The 18,705-nt window shown below is 73.3% G+C and carries 18 protein-coding genes; 10 read left to right on the top strand and 8 right to left on the bottom strand.

Annotation, left to right across the window (positions count from 1 at the left end; translation table 11 throughout):
- Positions 1–5 precede the first annotated feature (5 nt).
- The gene (locus tag F1C76_07845) at positions 6–1,082 is read right to left on the bottom strand and encodes a glycosyltransferase (protein ID QNG36509.1); all 1,077 of its coding nucleotides are present in this window, start codon (positions 1,080–1,082) and stop codon (positions 6–8) included.
- Entirely contained in the window at positions 1,079–2,032 is a 954-nt protein-coding gene (locus tag F1C76_07850; GenBank protein QNG36510.1) for a phosphodiester glycosidase family protein, read from the bottom strand. The genes F1C76_07845 and F1C76_07850 overlap by 4 nt, the downstream gene beginning before the upstream one ends.
- A gap of 150 nt (positions 2,033–2,182) precedes the next feature.
- On the opposite strand from F1C76_07850, the gene F1C76_07855 reads away from it, so the two are divergent.
- Genes F1C76_07855 through F1C76_07865 form a run of 3 tightly spaced genes read left to right on the top strand, consistent with a single transcriptional unit; the run spans position 2,183 to position 5,252 of the window.
- Positions 2,183–2,788 (top strand): DUF4956 domain-containing protein, encoded by a 606-nt coding sequence (locus tag F1C76_07855; protein ID QNG36511.1) that lies wholly within the window; start codon positions 2,183–2,185, stop codon positions 2,786–2,788.
- The gene (locus F1C76_07860) at positions 2,785–3,525 is read left to right on the top strand and encodes a VTC domain-containing protein (GenBank protein ID QNG36512.1); all 741 of its coding nucleotides are present in this window, start codon (positions 2,785–2,787) and stop codon (positions 3,523–3,525) included. Before F1C76_07855 ends, F1C76_07860 begins: the two co-directional genes overlap by 4 nt.
- On the top strand, positions 3,522–5,252 hold the full coding sequence (locus F1C76_07865) for a carbohydrate-binding domain-containing protein (protein QNG36513.1): 1,731 nt from the start codon (positions 3,522–3,524) through the stop codon (positions 5,250–5,252). Before F1C76_07860 ends, F1C76_07865 begins: the two co-directional genes overlap by 4 nt.
- Before the next feature lie 13 nt (positions 5,253–5,265).
- Here F1C76_07865 and F1C76_07870 read toward each other — a convergent pair whose 3' ends face one another.
- Positions 5,266–7,248 (bottom strand): acetoacetate--CoA ligase, encoded by a 1,983-nt coding sequence (locus F1C76_07870; protein QNG36514.1) that lies wholly within the window; start codon positions 7,246–7,248, stop codon positions 5,266–5,268.
- A gap of 95 nt (positions 7,249–7,343) precedes the next feature.
- Between F1C76_07870 and F1C76_07875 the strand changes: the two genes are divergently transcribed.
- Genes F1C76_07875 through F1C76_07890 form a run of 4 tightly spaced genes read left to right on the top strand, consistent with a single transcriptional unit; the run spans position 7,344 to position 11,447 of the window.
- The gene (locus F1C76_07875; GenBank protein ID QNG36515.1) at positions 7,344–9,197 is read left to right on the top strand and encodes a glycoside hydrolase family 15 protein; all 1,854 of its coding nucleotides are present in this window, start codon (positions 7,344–7,346) and stop codon (positions 9,195–9,197) included.
- Complete coding sequence (locus F1C76_07880; protein ID QNG36516.1) at positions 9,194–10,537, top strand: glucose-6-phosphate dehydrogenase; 1,344 nt, start codon at positions 9,194–9,196, stop codon at positions 10,535–10,537. Before F1C76_07875 ends, F1C76_07880 begins: the two co-directional genes overlap by 4 nt.
- Positions 10,534–10,959 carry a DUF2237 domain-containing protein gene (locus tag F1C76_07885; protein QNG36517.1) on the top strand — a complete coding sequence of 142 codons (426 nt, stop codon included), beginning with the start codon at positions 10,534–10,536 and terminating at the stop codon, positions 10,957–10,959. The genes F1C76_07880 and F1C76_07885 overlap by 4 nt, the downstream gene beginning before the upstream one ends.
- The gene (locus tag F1C76_07890; protein QNG36518.1) at positions 10,956–11,447 is read left to right on the top strand and encodes a glutathione peroxidase; all 492 of its coding nucleotides are present in this window, start codon (positions 10,956–10,958) and stop codon (positions 11,445–11,447) included. Before F1C76_07885 ends, F1C76_07890 begins: the two co-directional genes overlap by 4 nt.
- A 42-nt stretch (positions 11,448–11,489) precedes the next feature.
- Here the strand turns inward: F1C76_07890 and F1C76_07895 are convergent, their stop codons facing one another.
- Positions 11,490–12,323, bottom strand: coding sequence for a mycofactocin-coupled SDR family oxidoreductase (locus F1C76_07895; protein QNG36519.1), 834 nt, complete (start codon positions 12,321–12,323; stop codon positions 11,490–11,492).
- A gap of 150 nt (positions 12,324–12,473) precedes the next feature.
- Between F1C76_07895 and F1C76_07900 the strand changes: the two genes are divergently transcribed.
- The gene (locus F1C76_07900; GenBank protein ID QNG36520.1) at positions 12,474–12,833 is read left to right on the top strand and encodes a PRC-barrel domain containing protein; all 360 of its coding nucleotides are present in this window, start codon (positions 12,474–12,476) and stop codon (positions 12,831–12,833) included.
- A 78-nt stretch (positions 12,834–12,911) separates the two neighbouring features.
- Here F1C76_07900 and F1C76_07905 read toward each other — a convergent pair whose 3' ends face one another.
- The 3 genes from F1C76_07905 to F1C76_07915 all read right to left on the bottom strand — a co-directional run bounded on the left by F1C76_07905 (position 12,912) and on the right by F1C76_07915 (position 15,206).
- Positions 12,912–13,313 (bottom strand): glyoxalase, encoded by a 402-nt coding sequence (locus F1C76_07905; protein ID QNG36521.1) that lies wholly within the window; start codon positions 13,311–13,313, stop codon positions 12,912–12,914.
- A gap of 88 nt (positions 13,314–13,401) precedes the next feature.
- Complete coding sequence (locus tag F1C76_07910) at positions 13,402–13,740, bottom strand: hypothetical protein (protein ID QNG36522.1); 339 nt, start codon at positions 13,738–13,740, stop codon at positions 13,402–13,404.
- A gap of 95 nt (positions 13,741–13,835) precedes the next feature.
- Positions 13,836–15,206, bottom strand: a complete 1,371-nt coding sequence (locus tag F1C76_07915) for an NAD-dependent succinate-semialdehyde dehydrogenase (GenBank protein QNG36523.1) — start codon at positions 15,204–15,206, stop codon at positions 13,836–13,838.
- A gap of 96 nt (positions 15,207–15,302) precedes the next feature.
- On the opposite strand from F1C76_07915, the gene speB reads away from it, so the two are divergent.
- Both speB and F1C76_07925 read left to right on the top strand, forming a co-directional pair.
- Complete coding sequence (speB, locus tag F1C76_07920; GenBank protein ID QNG36524.1) at positions 15,303–16,316, top strand: agmatinase; 1,014 nt, start codon at positions 15,303–15,305, stop codon at positions 16,314–16,316.
- The gene (locus F1C76_07925) at positions 16,313–18,196 is read left to right on the top strand and encodes a primary-amine oxidase (protein QNG36525.1); all 1,884 of its coding nucleotides are present in this window, start codon (positions 16,313–16,315) and stop codon (positions 18,194–18,196) included. Before speB ends, F1C76_07925 begins: the two co-directional genes overlap by 4 nt.
- A gap of 58 nt (positions 18,197–18,254) precedes the next feature.
- Here F1C76_07925 and F1C76_07930 read toward each other — a convergent pair whose 3' ends face one another.
- Positions 18,255–18,701 (bottom strand): hypothetical protein, encoded by a 447-nt coding sequence (locus F1C76_07930; protein QNG36526.1) that lies wholly within the window; start codon positions 18,699–18,701, stop codon positions 18,255–18,257.
- Positions 18,702–18,705: the final 4 nt, after the last annotated feature.

The following is an 18,705-nucleotide window of genomic DNA, read 5'->3' on the forward strand; positions in this document are numbered from 1 at the left end:
TGAAGTTACCCGCGGGTAACCAACCCGGCACGCTCGACCGTCGTCCGCACCGCCCGGCGGCGCCGGAACACCGCACCCCGCTGGACGGCGAACGACACCGACACCAGCAACAGCTCGGTGACCAGCTTGGCGGTCAGCAGACCCAGCCCGAGCGCGGTGAACCCGCTGATCAGCGCCAGGTTGGCCACCAGCAGCGAACCGGCGAGCGCGACGTAGCCCAACAGCGACCGGCGGCTGCGGCCGGCGCGGAACACCACCCGCCGGTTGACCGAGTAGTTGACCGTCCCGCTCACCAGCCGGGCGCCGACGACGGACAGCCACAGCGACCCGGTCAGCGCCGACAGCACCACCAGCGCGACCAGGTCGACCGCGGCGGCGGTCAGCGAGGAGAGCAGGAACAGCGCCAGCGGCCGGTAGACCCGCAGCGAGTCGCGGACGGCGCGGAAGTGCGAGGAGGAGTTGCCGGCCAGGTAGACCGTCGCGATCGGCACCTGCTCGACCCGCACGCCCCGGCGGGCGGCCTCCAGCAGCACCCGCAGCTCGTACTCGAACCGGTCCCCGCGCACGGTCAGCAGCCAGGGCACCAGGTCGGCGGCGAACCCGCGGAGCCCGGTCTGGGTGTCGGCCAGCGCCCGGCCGGTGGCCGCCCGCACCAGCAGCGCCGAGGCCCGGTTGCCCACCCGCGACCGCAGCGGCACGTCGTCCCCGTTGAACGACCGCACCCCCAGCACGATCCGCCCGCCGGCGGCTGACGAGAAGGGCGCTTGTTGCAGACCGGCCGCGACGGCGACGACGTCGGAGGGCAGGTGCTGGCCGTCGGCGTCGGCGGTGACCACGGCGGCGTCGGGGTGCAGCAGCGCGACGTGCGCCAGCCCGGTGCGCAGGGCCGCCCCCTTGCCGCGGTTGACCCCGTGGTGCAGCACGGTGGCACCCAGCGCCCGGCAGGCGTCGAACACCGGCGTGGGGTCGGAGCCGTCGTCGACGACCAGCAGCTCGAGGGCGGGGTCCAGCCGGCGGACGGCGGCCAGCAGCGCGGGCAGCCGCCCGTCGGGCTGGAAGGCCGGGACCAGGAGGACGGTCACGCGATGTACAGGACGTCGGAGGTGCCGCGCTCGGAGCCCTTGCCCAGCGGGTCGTTCACCAGCGCGCCGTCGAAGACCATCGTCGAGGAGCCGCCGCCGTCGATGTTGTAGGCGGTGACCGCACCGAGCCCCACGAAGATCTCGGCCAGCTCGGGCAGCGTGACGCCCTCGCTGTAGCCCTCGCTGCGCCCGTCGACGACCACGAAGACCAGGTGGTTGGTCCCGATGACGCCGACGGCGGTGCGCGGTTGGTCGCCCTGGATGGAGTGGTTGCCGACGTTGGTGTCGACCTCGACGTCGTCGATGCCGGCGACCACCGCACCGTTGAGCACGATCGCCGGGCCGAAGGAGAGCGTGTTCCACACCCCGTCGGCGACGAGCTTGTCCGCCGTGGTCGCCGTCTCGTCGTAGACCCGCACCGTGCCGTCGCGGTAGAACGCCATGCCCTCGCGGGCGCCGGCGTCGCGGTAGGCGACGCCGTTGCGGATGACGATGCCGGTCTCGCGGAAGCCGTAGTAGTCGCCGTTGACCGCGAAGACCGCGCCCACCGACGCGGCGATGTCGGAGGGCTCGTCGACGATGTTGAGCCCGAACTCGTCGTCGGCGAACGCCGAGCGCAGCGCGGTGGCGTCGGTGAGCACGACGTCGGCGACGAAGTAGGTGACCGTGGAGTCGCCGCTGCCGGTGACGACGGTGGAGATGGTGATCGTGGCCTGGTCGGAGGTGTACGTGTCGCCGGTGACGGTGCCGTTGGTGGTCGCGGTGGTGCCGGCGTCCACGCCCGAGGCGGCCTCGTAGGCCGAGGCGTCGGCCACCTCCACGTGGTCGACGACGAAGCGGTCCAGCGCCCACCCCGCCGTCCCCGCGCCGGCGGCGAACAGGACGCCGGCGGCGCCCCCCAGGAAGGCCCGTCGGCTGTGTCGCCGGGGCGGTGTCTGCGTCTCGGTCATGCGTTCGACGGTCGGGGGCCTCCCCGTGCCGCAGCTGTGCGTCCGGTGAGCGGATCCGGTGCACAGCTGCCGCTCAGCGAGCAGCGGGTGCCCGCACACCGGGGCTCCGCAGAGTCCCCGTCGAACCCCACCCCCGACGGACGGATCCCGATGTCCTCGCTCGTGCTCTACCTCGCCGACCTGGTCGCCATCGGCGTCCTGGCCTTCGGCGTCTACTTCCCCCGGCACCGCCGCCGCGACCTGCTCGCGGCCTTCCTCGGCGTCAACGTCGGCGTGCTGGCGGTCGCTGCCGCGCTGTCCACCAGCAGCGTCGGCGCGGGGCTCGGGCTGGGCCTGTTCGGCGTGCTGTCGATCATCCGGCTGCGCTCCACCGAGCTGGCCCAGCACGAGGTGGCGTTCTACTTCGCGGCCCTGGCACTCGGGCTGCTCGGCGGGCTGGGCTCGGGCACGGCGCAGTCGGAGTGGCTGGTGCCCCTGCTGATGGCGCTGATCGTCGTGGTCATGTGGGCCTCGGGGCACCCCCGGCTGTTCCGCCGGCACCGGCACACCACCCTGGTGCTGGACCGGGCGTTCACCGACGAGTCCGCGCTCACCGCGCACCTGGAGGGCCTGCTGGGCGCCCGGGTGCACCAGGTGACGGTGCAGCGGGTCGACCTGGTCGACGACACCACGCTGGTCGACGTCCGGTACGAGCTGTCCGCACACCCCGCGCTGACGGGTGCGCACGAGCAGCTGACCGCGGAGGCCCGCCGGTGAGCGTCGTCGCCGACCTGCCCACCGTCGAGCTCGCCGAACTGGTCGAGCGGGCCGCGCTGCAGACCCGGGTCGACCGCAAGTACCTGCTCACCCCGGCGCACGCCGAGCAGGTGCTCGCCCGGCTGGCCGCGACCGAGGCGCCCCGGGTGCTCTGCATCCAGGGACGGCGGGACTCCGGCTACGACTCGCTGTACCTCGACACCCCCGACCTCGCCGGCTACCACCTGGCCGCGCACGGCCGGCGCCGCCGCTTCAAGGTCCGCCGCCGCACCTACCTGGAGACCGGCGAGACCTGGCTGGAGCTCAAGACCCGCGGGCCGCGGGGCGCCACGGTCAAGCAGCGCTCCCTCGGCGGCGACCGGGCCTTCCTCGACGACGCGTTCTGCGCCGCCGGCCTGCCCGACCTGCGCGGCGTCGCGCTGGTGCCGGTGCTGACCACCACCTACCGCCGGACGACGCTGCTGCTCCCCCGTTCCGACAGCCGGCTGACCCTCGACGCCGGACTCCGCTGGACCACCCCCGACGGCCGCCGGCTCGACCTGCCGCACCGGGTGGTCGTGGAGACGAAGTCCGGCGCGCAGCCCTCGGCCGCCGACCGGCTGCTCTGGCGCTGCGGGGTCCGCCCGGCCCGCATCTCCAAGTTCGGCACCGGCCTCGCCGCACTGCACCCCACCCTGCCGGCCAACCGCTGGCACCCCGTCCTCACCCGCCACCTCACCGCTCTGGAGTCCTCGTGACCGTCCGCCGTCTGCGCGCCGCCCTCGTGGCCGGCGCCGCCGCCACCCTCATCGCCGCCTGCGGCACCACCTCCACCACCACGGCGTCGTCGGACACCGCGGTCTCCGCCGAGGTCGCGGGTGCGGTCACCGCCGCCACCGGGACGACGGTCGAGGCGGCGCTGGCCGCGAACGACGGCTGGGTGACGTCGTCCGACGTGGGCTCGGGGACCGCGATCTCGCTGGAGGGCGACACCGCGTCGGCGGACTCGGGTGCGGTGTCCGTCGACGGGGACACGGTCACCATCACCGCAGCCGGCACCTACGTGCTGTCCGGTGAGCTCGAGGGGCAGGTCGTCGTCGACACCGTCGACACCGAGGACGTCGTCCTGGTGCTGGACGGCGCCACGATCACCTCACCGACCAGCGCGGGCATCGCGGTGACGAACGCCGAGACGGTGGTGCTGTCGCTGGCCGACGGCTCGACCAACGAGGTCGCCGACACCGCCGACCACGCCGACGACGGCACCAGCGCGGCGATCGACTCGTCGGCGGACCTGGTGGTCACCGGCACCGGCTCGCTGCAGGTCACCGGGGCGTCCAACGACGGGATCAACAGCTCCGACGGCGTCACGGTCGAGTCCGGGACGGTCGTCGTCGACGCAGCCGACGACGGCATCCGCGGGCAGGACTCCGTCGTCGTGCTCGACGGCGACGTGACGGTGACCGCGGGCGGCGACGGGCTGAAGAGCGACGACACCGAGGACGTCACCCGCGGGTACGTCTACGTCGCCGACGGCTCGGTCACCGTGACCGCCGGTGTCGACGGGGTCGACGCCGCGACCGACGTGGTCGTGGGCGGCGGCACGCTGGACGTCACCGCCGCCGCCAAGGGGCTCGAGGGCGATGTCAGCGTCGTGGTCGGCGACGGTGCCACGACCGTGGACGCCACCGACGACGCCGTGCACTCCAACGGCGCGGTCTCCGTGACGGGCGGGTCCCTCACGCTGGACTCCGGGGACGACGGGGTGCACGCCGACGTCGACCTCACCGTCTCCGGCGGCAGGCTCACCGTCGCGTCGTCCGTGGAGGGGCTGGAGAGCGCGGCCATCACGCTGAGCGGCGGCGACGTCGCGGTGACGTCGTCCGACGACGGGGTGAACGCCTCGACCGGGACGACGTCGGACACCGGCGGCGGCACGGGCGGTGGCATGGGCGGTGGCATGGCGGACGACGGCAGCACCCTGACCATCAGCGGCGGCACCCTCGTCGTGGACGCCGAGGGCGACGGGCTGGACTCCAACGGCTCGCTGGCGGTCACCGGCGGCGACACCACCGTGTACGGCCCGACCGGGCAGGGCAACGGCGCGCTGGACAGCAACGGCGGGATCACCGTCAGCGGCGGCACCCTGGTCGCCGGCGGCAGCGCCGGCATGGTCGAGACGCCCGGCACCGACTCGTCGCAGGGCTGGCTGGTCTGGTCGGGGTCGGCCTCGGCCGGCGACACGATCCAGGTGACCGCCGGGGACGGCACCGTGGTCGCGACCTACACGGCCGAGAAGGACGCCGCCTCCCTGGTCGTCTCGGCCGCCGGCATCACCAGCGGCGAGACGTACACGGTGACCGTGGACGGCAGCTCGACGACGGTGACCGCCGGCGAGGGCGCGAGCACCGGCATGGGCGGCGGCGGGATGCCCGGCGGGGGCATGGGCGGCGGGGGCATGGGCGGCGGCCGCCCGAACGGCTGACGGCTCCCCTGGTTCAGCGCACCCCGCGCTCGGCGGCCAGCTGCACGTAGTGGTCGACCAACGAGGCGTCGTCGACGGCGCCCACGTTCAGCGCCTTCTCCGGGACGACGCCCTGGAAGAGCCGCTTGAGCGGCACCTCCAGCCGCTTGCCGGTGCGGGTGTGCGGCACCCCGGGGACGACGATCACCTCGTCGGGGACGTGCCGGGGGCTGGCGTCGCGGCGGACGGCGTCCCGGATCTCGGTGACCAGCGCGTCGGTGAGCTCGAACCCGGGCGCGAGCTGCACGAACAGCGGCATCCAGTAGCCGCCGTCGCGTTGCTCGACGCCCAGCACCACGCAGTCGGCGATCGCCGGGATGGACTCCACCGCGGCGTACAGGTCGGCGGTGCCCATCCGGACGCCGCCACGGTTGAGCGTGGAGTCCGAGCGACCGGTGATGATGCAGCTGCCGGTCGGGGTGGTCTCCAGCCAGTCACCGTGCCGCCACACCCCCGGCCAGGGCTCGAAGTAGGCCTCCCGGTAGCGGGTGCCGTCGGGGTCGGCCCAGAAGAACAGCGGCATCGAGGGCATCGGCTCGGTGACGACCAGCTCGCCCAGCTCACCGACGACGGGGTGCCCGGCCTCGTCCCAGGACGCCGCGGCCACGCCGAGCATCGGCCGCTGCAGCTCCCCGGCGACCACCGGCAGCAGCAGTGAGGAGCCGATGAACCCGGTGGCGACGTCGGTGCCCCCGGACAGCGACCCGAGGAAGACGTCGGGCTTCACGGCGGAGTAGACCCACTCGTAGGCCGCCGCCGGCAGCGGTGACCCGGTCGAGCCGATGCTGCGCAGCGCGGACAGGTCGCGGTTGTCCACCGGACGCAGCCCGGCCCGCTCGCACGCGGTCAGGTAGCCCGCACTGGTGCCCAGGTAGGTCAGCCTGGTCGCCTCGGCGACGGCGAACTGGGTGTCCAGCGTCGGGAACCCGGGCGCCCCGTCGTGCACCACGACCGTCGCCCCGGTCAGCGGCGAACAGGTCGCGATGTTCCACATGATCCAGGCAGTGGAGGCGTACCAGTAGAAGCGGTCGCCGGGCCCGACGTCGATGTGCAGCCCGCCCTGCTTGAGCTGCTCGAGGGCCACCCCGCCGTGCCCGTGCACGATCCCCTTGGGCAGGCCGGTGGTGCCCGAGCTGAACACGATCCACAGCGGGTGGTCGAAGGGCAGCGCCTCGAACACCGGCGCCTGCTCGTCGGCCACGGCGTCGGCCCAGGCCAGCGCGCCGTCCGGGACCTCGACGTGCAGCCGCGGCAGCGCGATCGTCGTCCGCACCGTGGGCAGGGCGGCCCGCAGCTCGGCCACGACGTCCCGGCGGTCGTGCTCCTTGCCGTTGAACCGGTAGCCGTCGACGGCGACGAGCACCACCGGCTCGATCTGGGCGAACCGGTCGAGCACGCTGCGGGTGCCGAAGTCCGGCGCGCAGGTCGACCAGACGGCGCCGATCGAGGCGCACCCCAGGAACGCGACCACCGCCTCGGGCACGTTGGGCAGGTAGCCGGCGACGCGGTCACCCCGCTGGACGCCGAGCCCGCGCAGGGTGGTCGCGAACGCCCCCACCTGCCCGCGCAACGACGCCCAGGAGAGCTCCTCGGGGTCGCTCAGCCCGGTCTCGGTCTCGTGCACCGCGATGATCGCCGGGCGGTCGTCGGAGGCGTGCCGCAGCGCCAGCTGCGCCAGGTTCAGGGTCCGCTCGGGGAACCACTGCGCGCCCGGCATCGCCCGTGAGCCCAGCACCTCGTCGTCCCGCACCGGGGCCTCGCCGGGGAAGACGTCGAACCAGGTGGCGACATCGGCCCAGAACTGGTCCAGGTGCTCGGTCGACCACGTCCAGATCGCGTCGTAGTCCTGCCCGAGGGACAGCCCGCGCCGCTCGTCGACCCAGGCGGCGAACCGGCCCAGCCGGCTGGCCGCGATCGAGGCGGGGGTGGGTGACCAGAGCGGGGTGTCGGCCGTCACAGACCCACCCTGTCAGAACGCACACCCGGGGGGTTCGACGGTGCGAGAACGGGCAGGTCAGGGGCCATCGACGAGCCGACACCCTGGAGAGCACCGTGCCGACCCGCCCCCTGACCCGCGACCGCGGGCACCTGCCGATCGAGGACCACGGCCTGATCGGGGACGGCGCCACCTGCGCGCTCGTCGCCCGCGACGGCTCGATCCCCTGGCTGTGCCTGCCCGACTTCGACTCCCCGCCGTTCCTGGCCGGGCTGCTCGACCACGAGCGCGGCGGGGAGTTCTCGATCTCGATGGCCGGGTTGGAGACCGCCGACCAGCGCTACCTGGACGACACCGGGGTGCTGCTCACCGAGCTGCACGGCCCCGACGGCGTCGTCGAGATCACCGACTGCCTCACCCTGCGCGCCGGCGCCGACCTCACCGAGCTGGTGCCCGCCGGCCGCTCGGAGCTGCTCCGGCTGGCCCGGGTGGTCAGCGGCTCGGCCGAGCTGACCGTGCGGCTGCGCCCCCGCGACGACGTCCAGGTGCGCCCGGAGGGCGGCGGCTGGGCGCTGTCCTGGCCCGCACAGCCCGACCTGCGGCTCACGCTGTGGTCCTCGCACCCGCTCGAGGTCGCCGAGGACGGGTCACTGGGCGGCACCGTGACGCTGCGCGCCGGCGACCCCCTGACCGTGGCCCTGCACTGGTCGGGCAACACCCGGCTGCAGGACCGTCAGGACCCCGCCGCGCTGGTGCACCAGACCGCGACCGCGTGGCGCGCCTGGGCCGGCCGGATCCGCTACGAGGGCCCGCAGCGCCGGCTGGTCCGCCGCTCGGCGATCACCCTCAAGCTGCTCGACCACGCCCCGACCGGCGCGATCATGGCCGCCGCGACGTCGTCCCTGCCCGAGGAGGTGGGCGGGGTCCGCAACTGGGACTACCGCTACACCTGGGTCCGCGACGCCTCGTTCTCGGTCTTCGCGCTGCGCCGCATCGGGCTCACCACCGAGGCCGACTCGTTCCTGGCCTGGACGCTCACCAACGCCGAGCGCGACGGCGGTCCGAAGATCATGTACGCCCTGGACGGCGGGCAGCCGCCGGAGGAGTGGGAGGACCCGGCCCTGCGCGGCTGGCGGGACTCCGGCCCCGTGCGCTGGGGCAACGGCGCCGCCGGGCAGACCCAGCACGACGTCTACGGCGAGCTGATGGACGTCGCCCACCAGTGGACCACCGACGGCGGTGTCGTCGACGCCCACCTGTGGGAGGCCCTGCACGCCCTCGCCGAGCAGGCCATCGAGATGTGGACGACGCCCGACCAGGGCATCTGGGAGATCCGCGGCGCCGGCCGACCGTTCACCTACTCGGTGGCGATGTGCCAGGTCGCGGTCGACCGCGCGCTGCAGATCGCCGAGCGCTGCGGCCTGGACCACCCGCGCGAGCGCTGGACCGAGGCCGCCCGGGAGATGCGGGCCGCCGTCCTCGAGCGCTCGTGGGACGCCGAACGGGGCACGTTCACCGAGCACCTCGCGGAGGACGGCGAGGCCAACGACGGCGGGCTGGACGGCTCGCTGCTGGCCCTCCCGCTGCGTGGCGTCGTCCCCTTCGACGACCCGAAGATGGTCGCCACCGTGGAGGCGGTCCGCGAGCACCTCGACGCCGGCGACGGCCTGCTCTACCGCTACCTGCACTCGGAGTCCGACGACGGCCTGCCCGGCCAGGAGGGCGCGTTCCTGCTCTGCAGCTTCTGGCTGGTGGACAACCTCACCGGGCAGGGCCGGCTCGACGAGGCCGAGGCCCTGTACGACTCGCTGTGCGCCCGGGCCACCCCGCTCGGCCTGCTCAGCGAGGAGATCGACCCGAGGGACGGATCGTTCCTCGGCAACTTCCCGCAGGCGTTCAGCCACCTCGGGGTCATAGCCTCCGGGTGGAAGATCGCCCAGGCACGTCGCGCAGAGGCAGGTCGCAGGTGAAGCGTTCGTTCGTCGTCCTCGGGGGTTCCGGCGACCTCACCGGCCGGTTGCTGCTGCCCAGCCTCGCGGAGCTCTACGAACGCGGGGTGCTGGACGGTGACGTGCAGGTGCTCGCGGTCAGCCAGCAGGACTGGGACGACGCGGCCTACCGCGACTGGGCCCGCGAGCGGCTGACCGCGCACGCCGAGGACCTGGGCGAGGACGCCCGGGAGAAGGTGGTGGCCCAGCTCGGTCACGAGCACGGCGACGTCACCTCCCCCGCGGACCTGCGCCGGGCGCTGGACCGGGTGGACGGCGTGCCGGTGGTCTACCTGGCACTGCCCAACACCGTCTTCCTGCCCACGCTGACCGCGCTGCGCGAGGTCGGGCTGCCCGAGGGCTCCCGCGTCGTGGTGGAGAAGCCGTTCGGCACCGGCATCGAGGACGCCCGCGAGCTCAACGAGGTGCTGCACGGGCTGGTCCCGGAGGAGGGCGTCTTCCGGATCGACCACTTCCTGGCCAAGCAGACCGTGCTCAACGTGCTGGGCCTGCGCTTCGCCAACCGGGTGTTCGAGCCGGTGTGGAACGCCCAGCACGTGGACAGCGTCGACGTCGTCTTCGACGAGGACCTCGGGCTGGAGGGCCGGGCCGGTTACTACGACAAGGCCGGCGCGCTGCGGGACATGCTGCAGAACCACCTGCTGCAGCTGCTCGCGGTCGTCGCGATGGAGCCGCCGCAGTCCCTGGACGCAGCGACCCTGCAGGCCCGCAAGGGCGACGTGCTGAGTGCGGTCCGGGCCGACGTCGCCGGCAGCGTGCGGGGCCGGTACACCGCCGGCACGATCGACGGCCGCGAGCTGCCCGACTACGCCTCCGAGGACGGCGTGGACCCCGCGCGGCAGACCGAGACGTACGCCGAGTTCACCGTGACCATCGAGAACTGGCGCTGGTCGGGGGTGCCGTTCCGGCTGCGCACGGGCAAGGCGCTGGGCACCCAGCGCAAGGAGATCGTCGTCCGGTTCAAGCCGGTGCCGCACCTGGCCTTCGCCGACGAGCAGCCCGAGCCCGACGTGCTGCGCCTGCAGCTGTCCCCCGACGGCATCGCACTGGAGATCAACCTCAACGGCGCCGGGGACCCCTTCGACCTGGAACGCGAGGTGCTGCGGGCGACGTCCCCGGAGCAGACGCTGCCGGCCTACGGGCTGCTGCTGCGCGAGATGCTGTCCGGCGACCCGACGCTGTCGATCTCCGACGTCGAGGCCGAGCAGGGCTGGCGGATCGTGCAGCCGGTGCTCGACGCCTGGGCCGCCGACGAGATCCCGCTGCGCGACTACGCCGCGGGCTCGGACGGACCGGCGTGACCGCCCCCGGGGAGCGCAACGTGCTGGGCGGGCCGCTCGAGGTCTGCGGCACCGACCCGGTCACCGGCTTCTACCGCGACGGGCACTGCTCCAGCGGTCCGGACGACGTCGGCAGCCACACCGTGTGCGCCGTGGTCAGCGCCGAGTTCCTGGCGATGCAGGCCGCGCTGGGCAACGACCTCACCACCCCGCGCCCGGAGTACGGCTTCGCCGGGCTGACGCCGGGCGACCGGTGGTGCGTGGTCGCCGTCCGGTGGCGGCAGGCGTTCGAGGCCGGGGCACCGGCCGGGGTGGTGCTGGCCGCGACCAACGTGAAGGCGCTGGAGGTCGTGCCGCTGGAGATGCTGCGGGCGCAGGCCGTCGACGTCCCCGACGACCTCTCCGGCTGGCCGGCACCCGGGTCTGATCAGGTGGACCCGTGACCGACCTGCTGCAGCTGCCCCTGTCCACCCTCGCCGGCTCCCCCACCACGCTCGGCGAGCTCACCGGCGGCCGGACTTCGTTGGTGGTGAACGTGGCCAGCCGGTGCGGGCTGACCCCGCAGTACCGCGGGCTGGAGGCGCTGCAGCAGGAGTACGCCGACCGCGGGTTCACCGTGCTCGGCGTCCCCTGCAACCAGTTCGCCGGCCAGGAGCCCGGCACCGCCGAGGAGATCGAGACGTTCTGCTCGGCGACCTACGGCGTGACGTTCCCGATGACGGACAAGCTCGAGGTCAACGGCCCGGACGCCGATCCGCTCTACCGCGCGCTGACCGCCGTCCCCGACGCCACCGGACAGGCCGGCGACGTGCAGTGGAACTTCGAGAAGTTCCTGCTCTCGGGCAGCGGGGACGTCGTCGCCCGCTTCCGCCCGCGCACCGAGCCCGACTCCGCCGAGGTCCGCGCCGCCATCGAGGCCCAGCTCGGCTGAGCGGAGTGCCGGAGCGCAGGATCCCTGCGCCCCGGCCCTCCGCTACTTGACGAGGCAGCCGGCGTCCACGGGCAGCGGGACGCCGGTGATGTAGCGGGCGTCGTCGCTGGCCAGGAACACCAGGGCCTTCGAGATGTCGATCGGCTCGACCCAGGGGATCGGCAGGGCGTTCATCGCCTGCGAGGAGACGGCGAACTCCTCTCGGGTCGGGTTCGGGTTGTCCGGCACGAAGAGCTTCATCGTCTCGTCGTTCATGATCATGTCGGTGTCGACCTGGGTCGGGTGGATCGAGTTCACCCGGATCCGGTCCGGGGCGTACTCCACCGCGAGGGTCTTCATCAGCCCGACGACGCCGTGCTTGGCCGACACGTAGTGGGCGATGTTGGCGTAGGCCTGCAGCCCGGCGGCGGAGCTCGTCAGCACCAGGGCGCCGCCCCGCCCACCCTCCAGCAGGTGCGGGATGGCGGCCTTGCAGGTCTGCCACACGCCGGTCAGGTTGACGTCGATCATCTGCTGCCAGGTGTCCCGGTCGATCTCGTGCGCCCGGTGCGGGCGGGACCCGATGCCGGCGTTCGCGGCCACGATGTCCAGCCGCCCCAGCTGTGCGACCCCGTCGTCCACGGCTGCCTGCAACGCGTCCATGTCCCGCACGTCGGCCTTCGCCGCGATGATCCGCCGGTCCAGCGCCTCGACCTGACGGACCGTCTCCTGCAGCTTCTCCCAGGTGCCCATCGGGTACGGCATGCCGTCCAGCTGCTCGCAGACGTCGACTGCGATGACGTCGGCGCCCTCCCGCGCCAGCTCCAACGCGTGACTGCGGCCCTGTCCCTGTGCCGCGCCGGTGACCAGCGCGACCTTGCCCTCGACTCGTCCCATGTCCCCTCCCTAGCGGAGAGTGGCCTGGATCACAACCAGGGACGGACACGGGTGAGTCCCCGCACGTCGACGGTTGCGCACGACCGATCTGGGGCATTCTCGCGCCGACACGCTCCGAGATCCGGAGCCGAGCACCACGGGAGGACCCGCATGATCCCCGCAGGCAACATCCGCGACTGGCGCGGCGAGAACGTCGTCGACAACGAGGGCCACAAGATCGGCAGCCTCGAGTCGGTCTACGTCGACGTCGTCAGCGACGAGCCGTCCTTCATCGGCGTCGAGATCGGCGGCCTGATCGGCGGCAAGAGCCTCGTCTTCATCCCGCTGAAGGACTCCACCGTCGGCCCCCGCGAGGTCCGGGTGTCCTACCCCCGCGACCTGGCCAAGGCCGCCCCGAACATCGACACCGACGGCGAGCTCACCGCCGAGGAGGAGCCGAAGGTGTTCGCGCACTACCAGCTGCCCTACGCCACCGGCCCGAACGGCGAACGCCAGCTCGCCCGCCGCTGAGGAAGGACCGCCTGCTGGTGGGGTGAGCCGCTGTCCGTCGCGGCTCACCCCACCACGGTGCGGCTCACCCCCGGCGGGTCAGCCGGCGATCGCCGACGGGTCCATCCAGACCGCCTCCCAGACGTTGCCGTCCGGGTCGGCGAAGCTGGTGCCGTACATGAAGCCGTGGTCCTGCGGCGCGGTGAACTGCGTCCCGCCGTGCGCGAGCGCCCGGGCCAGCAGGTCGTCGCACTCGGCCCGGTCGGCTGCCGACAACGCGTTCATCACCGACACGGCACGGGACGGGTCACCCGCAGTCGCCCCGTGCGGCAGGAACCCGGCGAACTTCTCCCGGGTCATCACCATCGCGGTGATGTTCTCCTCGATGACGAAGCTCGCGGTGTCGACGTCGGAGAACTGCAGGTTCTGCTCGAAGCCGAGCCCGGCGTAGAAGGCCTTGGCGGCCTCCACGTCGGTGACCGGCAGGTTCACGAAGATCATGCGCACGGGGGTCCTCCTGGGGTGTCGGGGCGACCATCCTCGCCCGCCTGCCCTTGAGACCGGCGTCCGCCCGCCGGGTCATCGGTGCTCAGGCGGTGGGTTCCTCCGCCGTCCCGTCGTCGGTGGTGTCGTCCTGCCCGGGCAGGGTGCCCATGGGCCCGCCACCGTCCGGGGGCGTGCCCAGCTGCCCACCCGGCCCGCCGCCGGGGAACTGCTGGTCGGTGGTCGAGGTCGAGGCGGTCTCCGGCGCGGTGGCCCGGCCGATGGCGAAACCACCCCCACCGCCGACCGCGAGGACGGCGACGGCGAGCGCGGCGACCAGGGCCACCCGCTTCCGCCCGCGCCGTCGGGGGGCCTCCTCGACCTCGACGGTCGGCGGGGTCGCGGTCGGGAACTGCTCGGTCGGGTGGGGCTGCGGGTCGGTCACGATCACTCCTGCACGGTTCCGGTGGGTGTGTGACCACCGTCGGGTCCCGCGCTGTGCCGCCCCCAGCCCCTCGCTGAGCGGTCGCTGTGGCCCGCTCAGCCGATCCGGACGAGCTTCTTGTTCACGAACTCGTCGGCGGCGAGCAGCCCCATCTCGCGCGAGGTGCCGCTGCGCTTGATGCCGCCGAAGGGCAGCTCCGGGGAGTCGGCGAGCACGAGGTTGACGTAGACCATGCCGGCCTCGATCCGGTCAGCGACCCGCTCGCCCTGCTCCGCGTCGGTGGTGAACACGTAGGAGCCCAGGCCGAAGCCGGTGTCGTTGGCCAGCTCGACCGCGGCGTCCTCGTCGGGCACCGAGTAGACGACGGCGACGGGGCCGAAGAACTCCTCGCCGTAGGCCGGGTTGTCCGGGGTGACGTCGGTGAGCACGGTGGGCTCGAAGAACGCGTCGGTGCGGGTGCCGCCGGCGACCAGGGTGGCGCCGTGCGCGACGGCCCGCTGCACCTGCTCCTCCAGCGTCTGGGCCGCGCGCAGCGAGGACATCGGGCCCAGCTCGGTCTCGGCCTTCGTGGGGTCGGCCGGCACGATCGCGGTCATCTTCGCGGTGATGCCGGCGAGGAAGTCCTCGTACAGGTCGGCGTGGACGACGAAGCGCTTGGCGGCGTTGCAGGACTGCCCGCTGTTGTCCATCCGGGCCTCGACCGCGGCGGAGACGGCGCCGTCCAGGTCGTCGGTGGACAGGAGCACGAACGGGTCGGAGCCGCCGAGCTCGAGGGCGACCTTCTTCAGGTGCCGGCCGGCCACCTCGGCGACGGCGGTGCCGGCCCGCTCGGAGCCGGTGAGCGAGACCCCGGCGACCCGGGGGTCGGCGATGATCGTCGCCGCCTGGTCGTTGCTGGCGTAGACGTTGACGTAGGCGCCCTCGGGGAAGCCGGCGTCGAGGAACACCTGCTCGATCGCGGCGGCGGACTCCGGGCACTGCGGGGCGTGCTTGAGCACGATGGTGTTGCCGACCGCCAGGTTCGGGCCGGCGAACCGGGCCACCTGGTAGTAGGGGAAGTTCCACGGCATGACGCCCAGCAGCGGGCCCAGCGAGGCCCGGCGGATCACCGCGGTGCCCTCGGCGCCGTCGGCCAGCTCGATCGGCTGGTCGGCGGTCACCTTCTCGGCGTTGTCGGCGTTGTACTCGTAGATGTCGGCGGCGAAGTCGACCTCGCCCTCCGCCGCGGTGATCGTCTTGCCCATCTCCCGCACGATGAGTGCGGCGAGGACGTCCTTGCGCTCGCGGTGCAGTTCGGCGACCCGGCGCAGCAGGGCCCCGCGCTCGGCCGCGGTCGAGCTGCGCGACCAGCCGCGGTGCGCCGCGGTGGCCGCGGCGATCGCCTGCTCGACCTGCTCGTCGGTGGCGGTCGGGTAGCTGGCGACGGTCTCGCCGGTGGCGGGGTCGACGACGACGTACTCGCTCATGAGCGCTCCGATCAGGGGCTGCCGGGCTGGACGACGGATCCGGTCGTCACGGTAGCGTGCACCGACGGTTTCCGTCGCCGGACAGAGGAGACGCTGATGGCCCGCTACGGCCCGCAGTTCGGCCCCGACATCACGTTCCTGGGCGTGGACCGCTGCGACCACACCGACCCGGCGTCGATGGCCGGCGCCGACGTCGTCGTCCTCGGGGCCCCGTTCGACGGCGGGACCAGCCACCGGCCGGGCACCCGGTTCGGCCCGCAGGCGATCCGGATGACCGACTACCTGCCGCACGACGGCTCGCGCCCCTCGCTCGCCCTGCGCACCGACGGGCTGCGCGACCTGCGGGTGCTCGACGCCGGGGACGTCGAGATGTACTCCGGCGACATCGAGGTGGCGCTGCCCGCGCTGCGTGCCGCGGTGGCCGACGTCGTGCGGGCCGGGGCGATCCCGGTGGTGCTCGGCGGGGACCACTCCATCGCGTTCGCCGACGCCGGCGGGGTGGCCGACGTGCTCGGCCACGGCCGCGTCTCGATGATCCACTTCGACGCGCACGCCGACACCGGCGACATCGAGTTCGGCTCCCTGTGGGGCCACGGCCAGCCGATGCGCCGGCTCATCGAGTCCGGCGCGCTGCGCGGGGACCGGTTCCTGCAGGTCGGGCTGCGCGGCTACTGGCCACCGCCGGAGACGCTGGACTGGATGGCGCAGCAGCGCATGCGCTCCTACGAGATGACCGAGATCGGCCACCGCGGCCTCGCGGCCTGCCTGACCGAGGCCTCCACCATCGCCACCGACGACTGCGACGGCGTCTTCCTCTCCGTCGACATCGACGTCTGCGACCCCGGGCACGCGCCGGGCACCGGCACCCCCGAGCCCGGCGGGCTGACCGCCCGCGAGCTGCTGGACGCCGTCCGCCGCATCTGCCTGGAGCTGCCGGTGGTCGGCATCGACGTGGTCGAGGTGTCCCCGCCCTACGACCACGCCGACATCACCGCCGCGCTGGCCAACCGGGTGGTGCTCGAGGCGCTGAGCGCGATCGCCCGGCGGCGCTCGACCCTGCCCCCCTACGACCCCTCGCTCCCGCTGCTCGCAGACAGGAACCAGCCGTGACCGCACACCCGCTCGACCCGTTGACCGCCGACGAGTTCCGCGCCGCCGCGGCTGTGCTGCGCCGGGAGAAGGGCGTCGCCGAGGGCTGGCGGTTCGCCTCGATCGAGCTGCGCGAACCGGCCAAGGACGTCGTCCGCACCTGGCAGGCCGGTGACCCGAACCCGCGCACGGCGCTGGTCACCTGCTTCGAGCAGGCCAGCAACACCGCCTACAAGGCGGTCGTCTCGCTCACCGACGACGCCGTCCTGGACTGGGCCGCGGTGCCCGGCGAGCAGCCGAACATGACCGTGGACGAGTGGCACGAGGCGCACGTCGCGCTGATCGCCGACGAGCGGGTGATCGCCTCGCTGGCCGCCCGCGGCATCACCGACCTCGAGCTGGTGCTCATCGACACGTGGGCCTACGGGCACTCGCTCATCCCGCAGCAGTTCAGCGACCGCCGGGTGGGCTGGACCGACGTGTGGGTGCGCGAGACGCCGAACGGCAACCCCTACGCGCACCCGGTGAACGGCCTGCACCACGTGGTCGACCTGAACACCATGGAGCTGCTCGACATCGAGGACACGTTCACCGTGGCCGCCCCGGAGAACGCGATGGGCGAGTACGTGCCCGCCCTCGTCCCGGGCCTCGTGCAGCGGGAGGACGTGAAGCCCTTCGAGGTCACCCAGCCCGAGGGCGTCTCGTTCACCCTGGACGGCAACGAGCTGAGCTGGCTGGGCTGGTCGATGCGGATCGGGTTCACCCACCGCGAGGGCCTGGTGCTGCACCGGGTGGGCATCGACGGGCGCTCGGTCGCGCACCGGATGAGCTTCGCCGAGATGGTCGTGCCCTACCGCGACCCCAGCGAGGACCACTACCGCCGCACCGCCTTCGACATCGGCGAGTGGGGCCTGGGCTTCATGACCACGTCGCTGGAGCTGGGCTGCGACTGCCTCGGCGAGATCACCTACGTCGACGCGGTGCTGCACGACAGCCACGCCAAGCCGTACACGATCACGAACGCCATCTGCATCCACGAGGAGGACGACGGCGTCCTCTGGAAGCACGTCGACGAGCACGCCGGGGCCGAGGTGCGCCGCTCCCGCCGGCTCGTCGTCAGCTTCCACGCGACGGTGGCCAACTACGAGTACCTCGTCTACTGGCGCTTCTACCAGGACGGCCAGATCGAGTGCGAGGTCCGGGCGACCGGGATCATGGTGACCTCGGCGTTCGAGGACACCCCGCCGGAGCACGGCACCGTCGTCGACGACCACACCTACGCCCCGATCCACCAGCACTTCATCGTCGCGCGGCTGGACATGGAGGTCGACACCCCGGACAACACCGTCGTGCAGGTGCACACCGAGGTGCCGCCGATCGGCCCGGGCAACCCCTACGGCATGGCGCTGACCTCGCGGTCCACGCCGATCACCACCGAGGGCGGGCTCGACCTGGACTGGGCCTCCCAGCGCGGCTTCAAGGTCACCTCGGCGTCCAGGCGCAACGCCTGGGGCGCGCCGACGAGCTACAAGCTGGTGCCGACCGCGGCGATCCCCGCGCTGGCCGGGCCGGAGTCACCGCTCATCCAGCGGGCCGGGGTGGTGGCGCACCCGGTGTGGGTCACCCCGTTCGACGCCGCGGAGCGCTGGCCGTCGGGCGAGTTCTGCAACCAGAGCTCCGCCGACGCCGGGCTCCCGGAGTGGACGAAGGCCGGTCGCTCCACCGAGGCGACCGACGTCGTCCTGTGGCACGTGTTCGGCCTGCACCACGTGCCGCGGGTCGAGGACTGGCCGGTCATGCCGGTGGACATCGTCCGGTTCGAGCTCAAGCCCACCGGCTTCTTCGACCGCAACCCGACCCTGGACGTGCCCCCGTCGAAGGGCGCGCACTGCTCGATGTGAGAGGACCCCGTCGCCCCCCACGACTCGCAAGCTCGCCGCGGGCCCCTGCGACGGGGCCTCACCGGTAGCGGACGGCGTGGCCCTCCCCGCCGAGGCGGGCGATGGCCAGGCCGAGGCCGGCCAGCCGGAGCACCTCGGCGGCGGGTCGGCCGGGGGTGAGCGGGCTCAGGCCCGCCACCGCCGGCACCCCGGCGTGACCGAGCAGTCGGGCCGCGGCGTCGTCGAGGTCGGCGTCGGTGACGACGGCGAACTCCGCGGCGCCGCTGCGGGCCAGCCACTCCCCCGGTGCCAGCGCACCCTCGAGGGAGTCGGACACCGCCAGCAGCACGCCGGCGCCGATCGGCGAGCCGTACGGGACGAGGCCGACGAGCACCAGGCCGGCGGCGGGCGTGCGCAGGGTCAGGTGGTCGAGCAGGGCGGCCCGTCCGGGCAGCAGGGTGACGGCGTCGGTGTCGGGCTCGCGGTGCGGGGCGGACACGGGCGGACCGTCGAGCAACGTGGTCACGGGC

The organism is Geodermatophilaceae bacterium NBWT11 (assembly GCA_014218215.1).
Lineage (GTDB): Bacteria > Actinomycetota > Actinomycetes > Mycobacteriales > Geodermatophilaceae > Klenkia.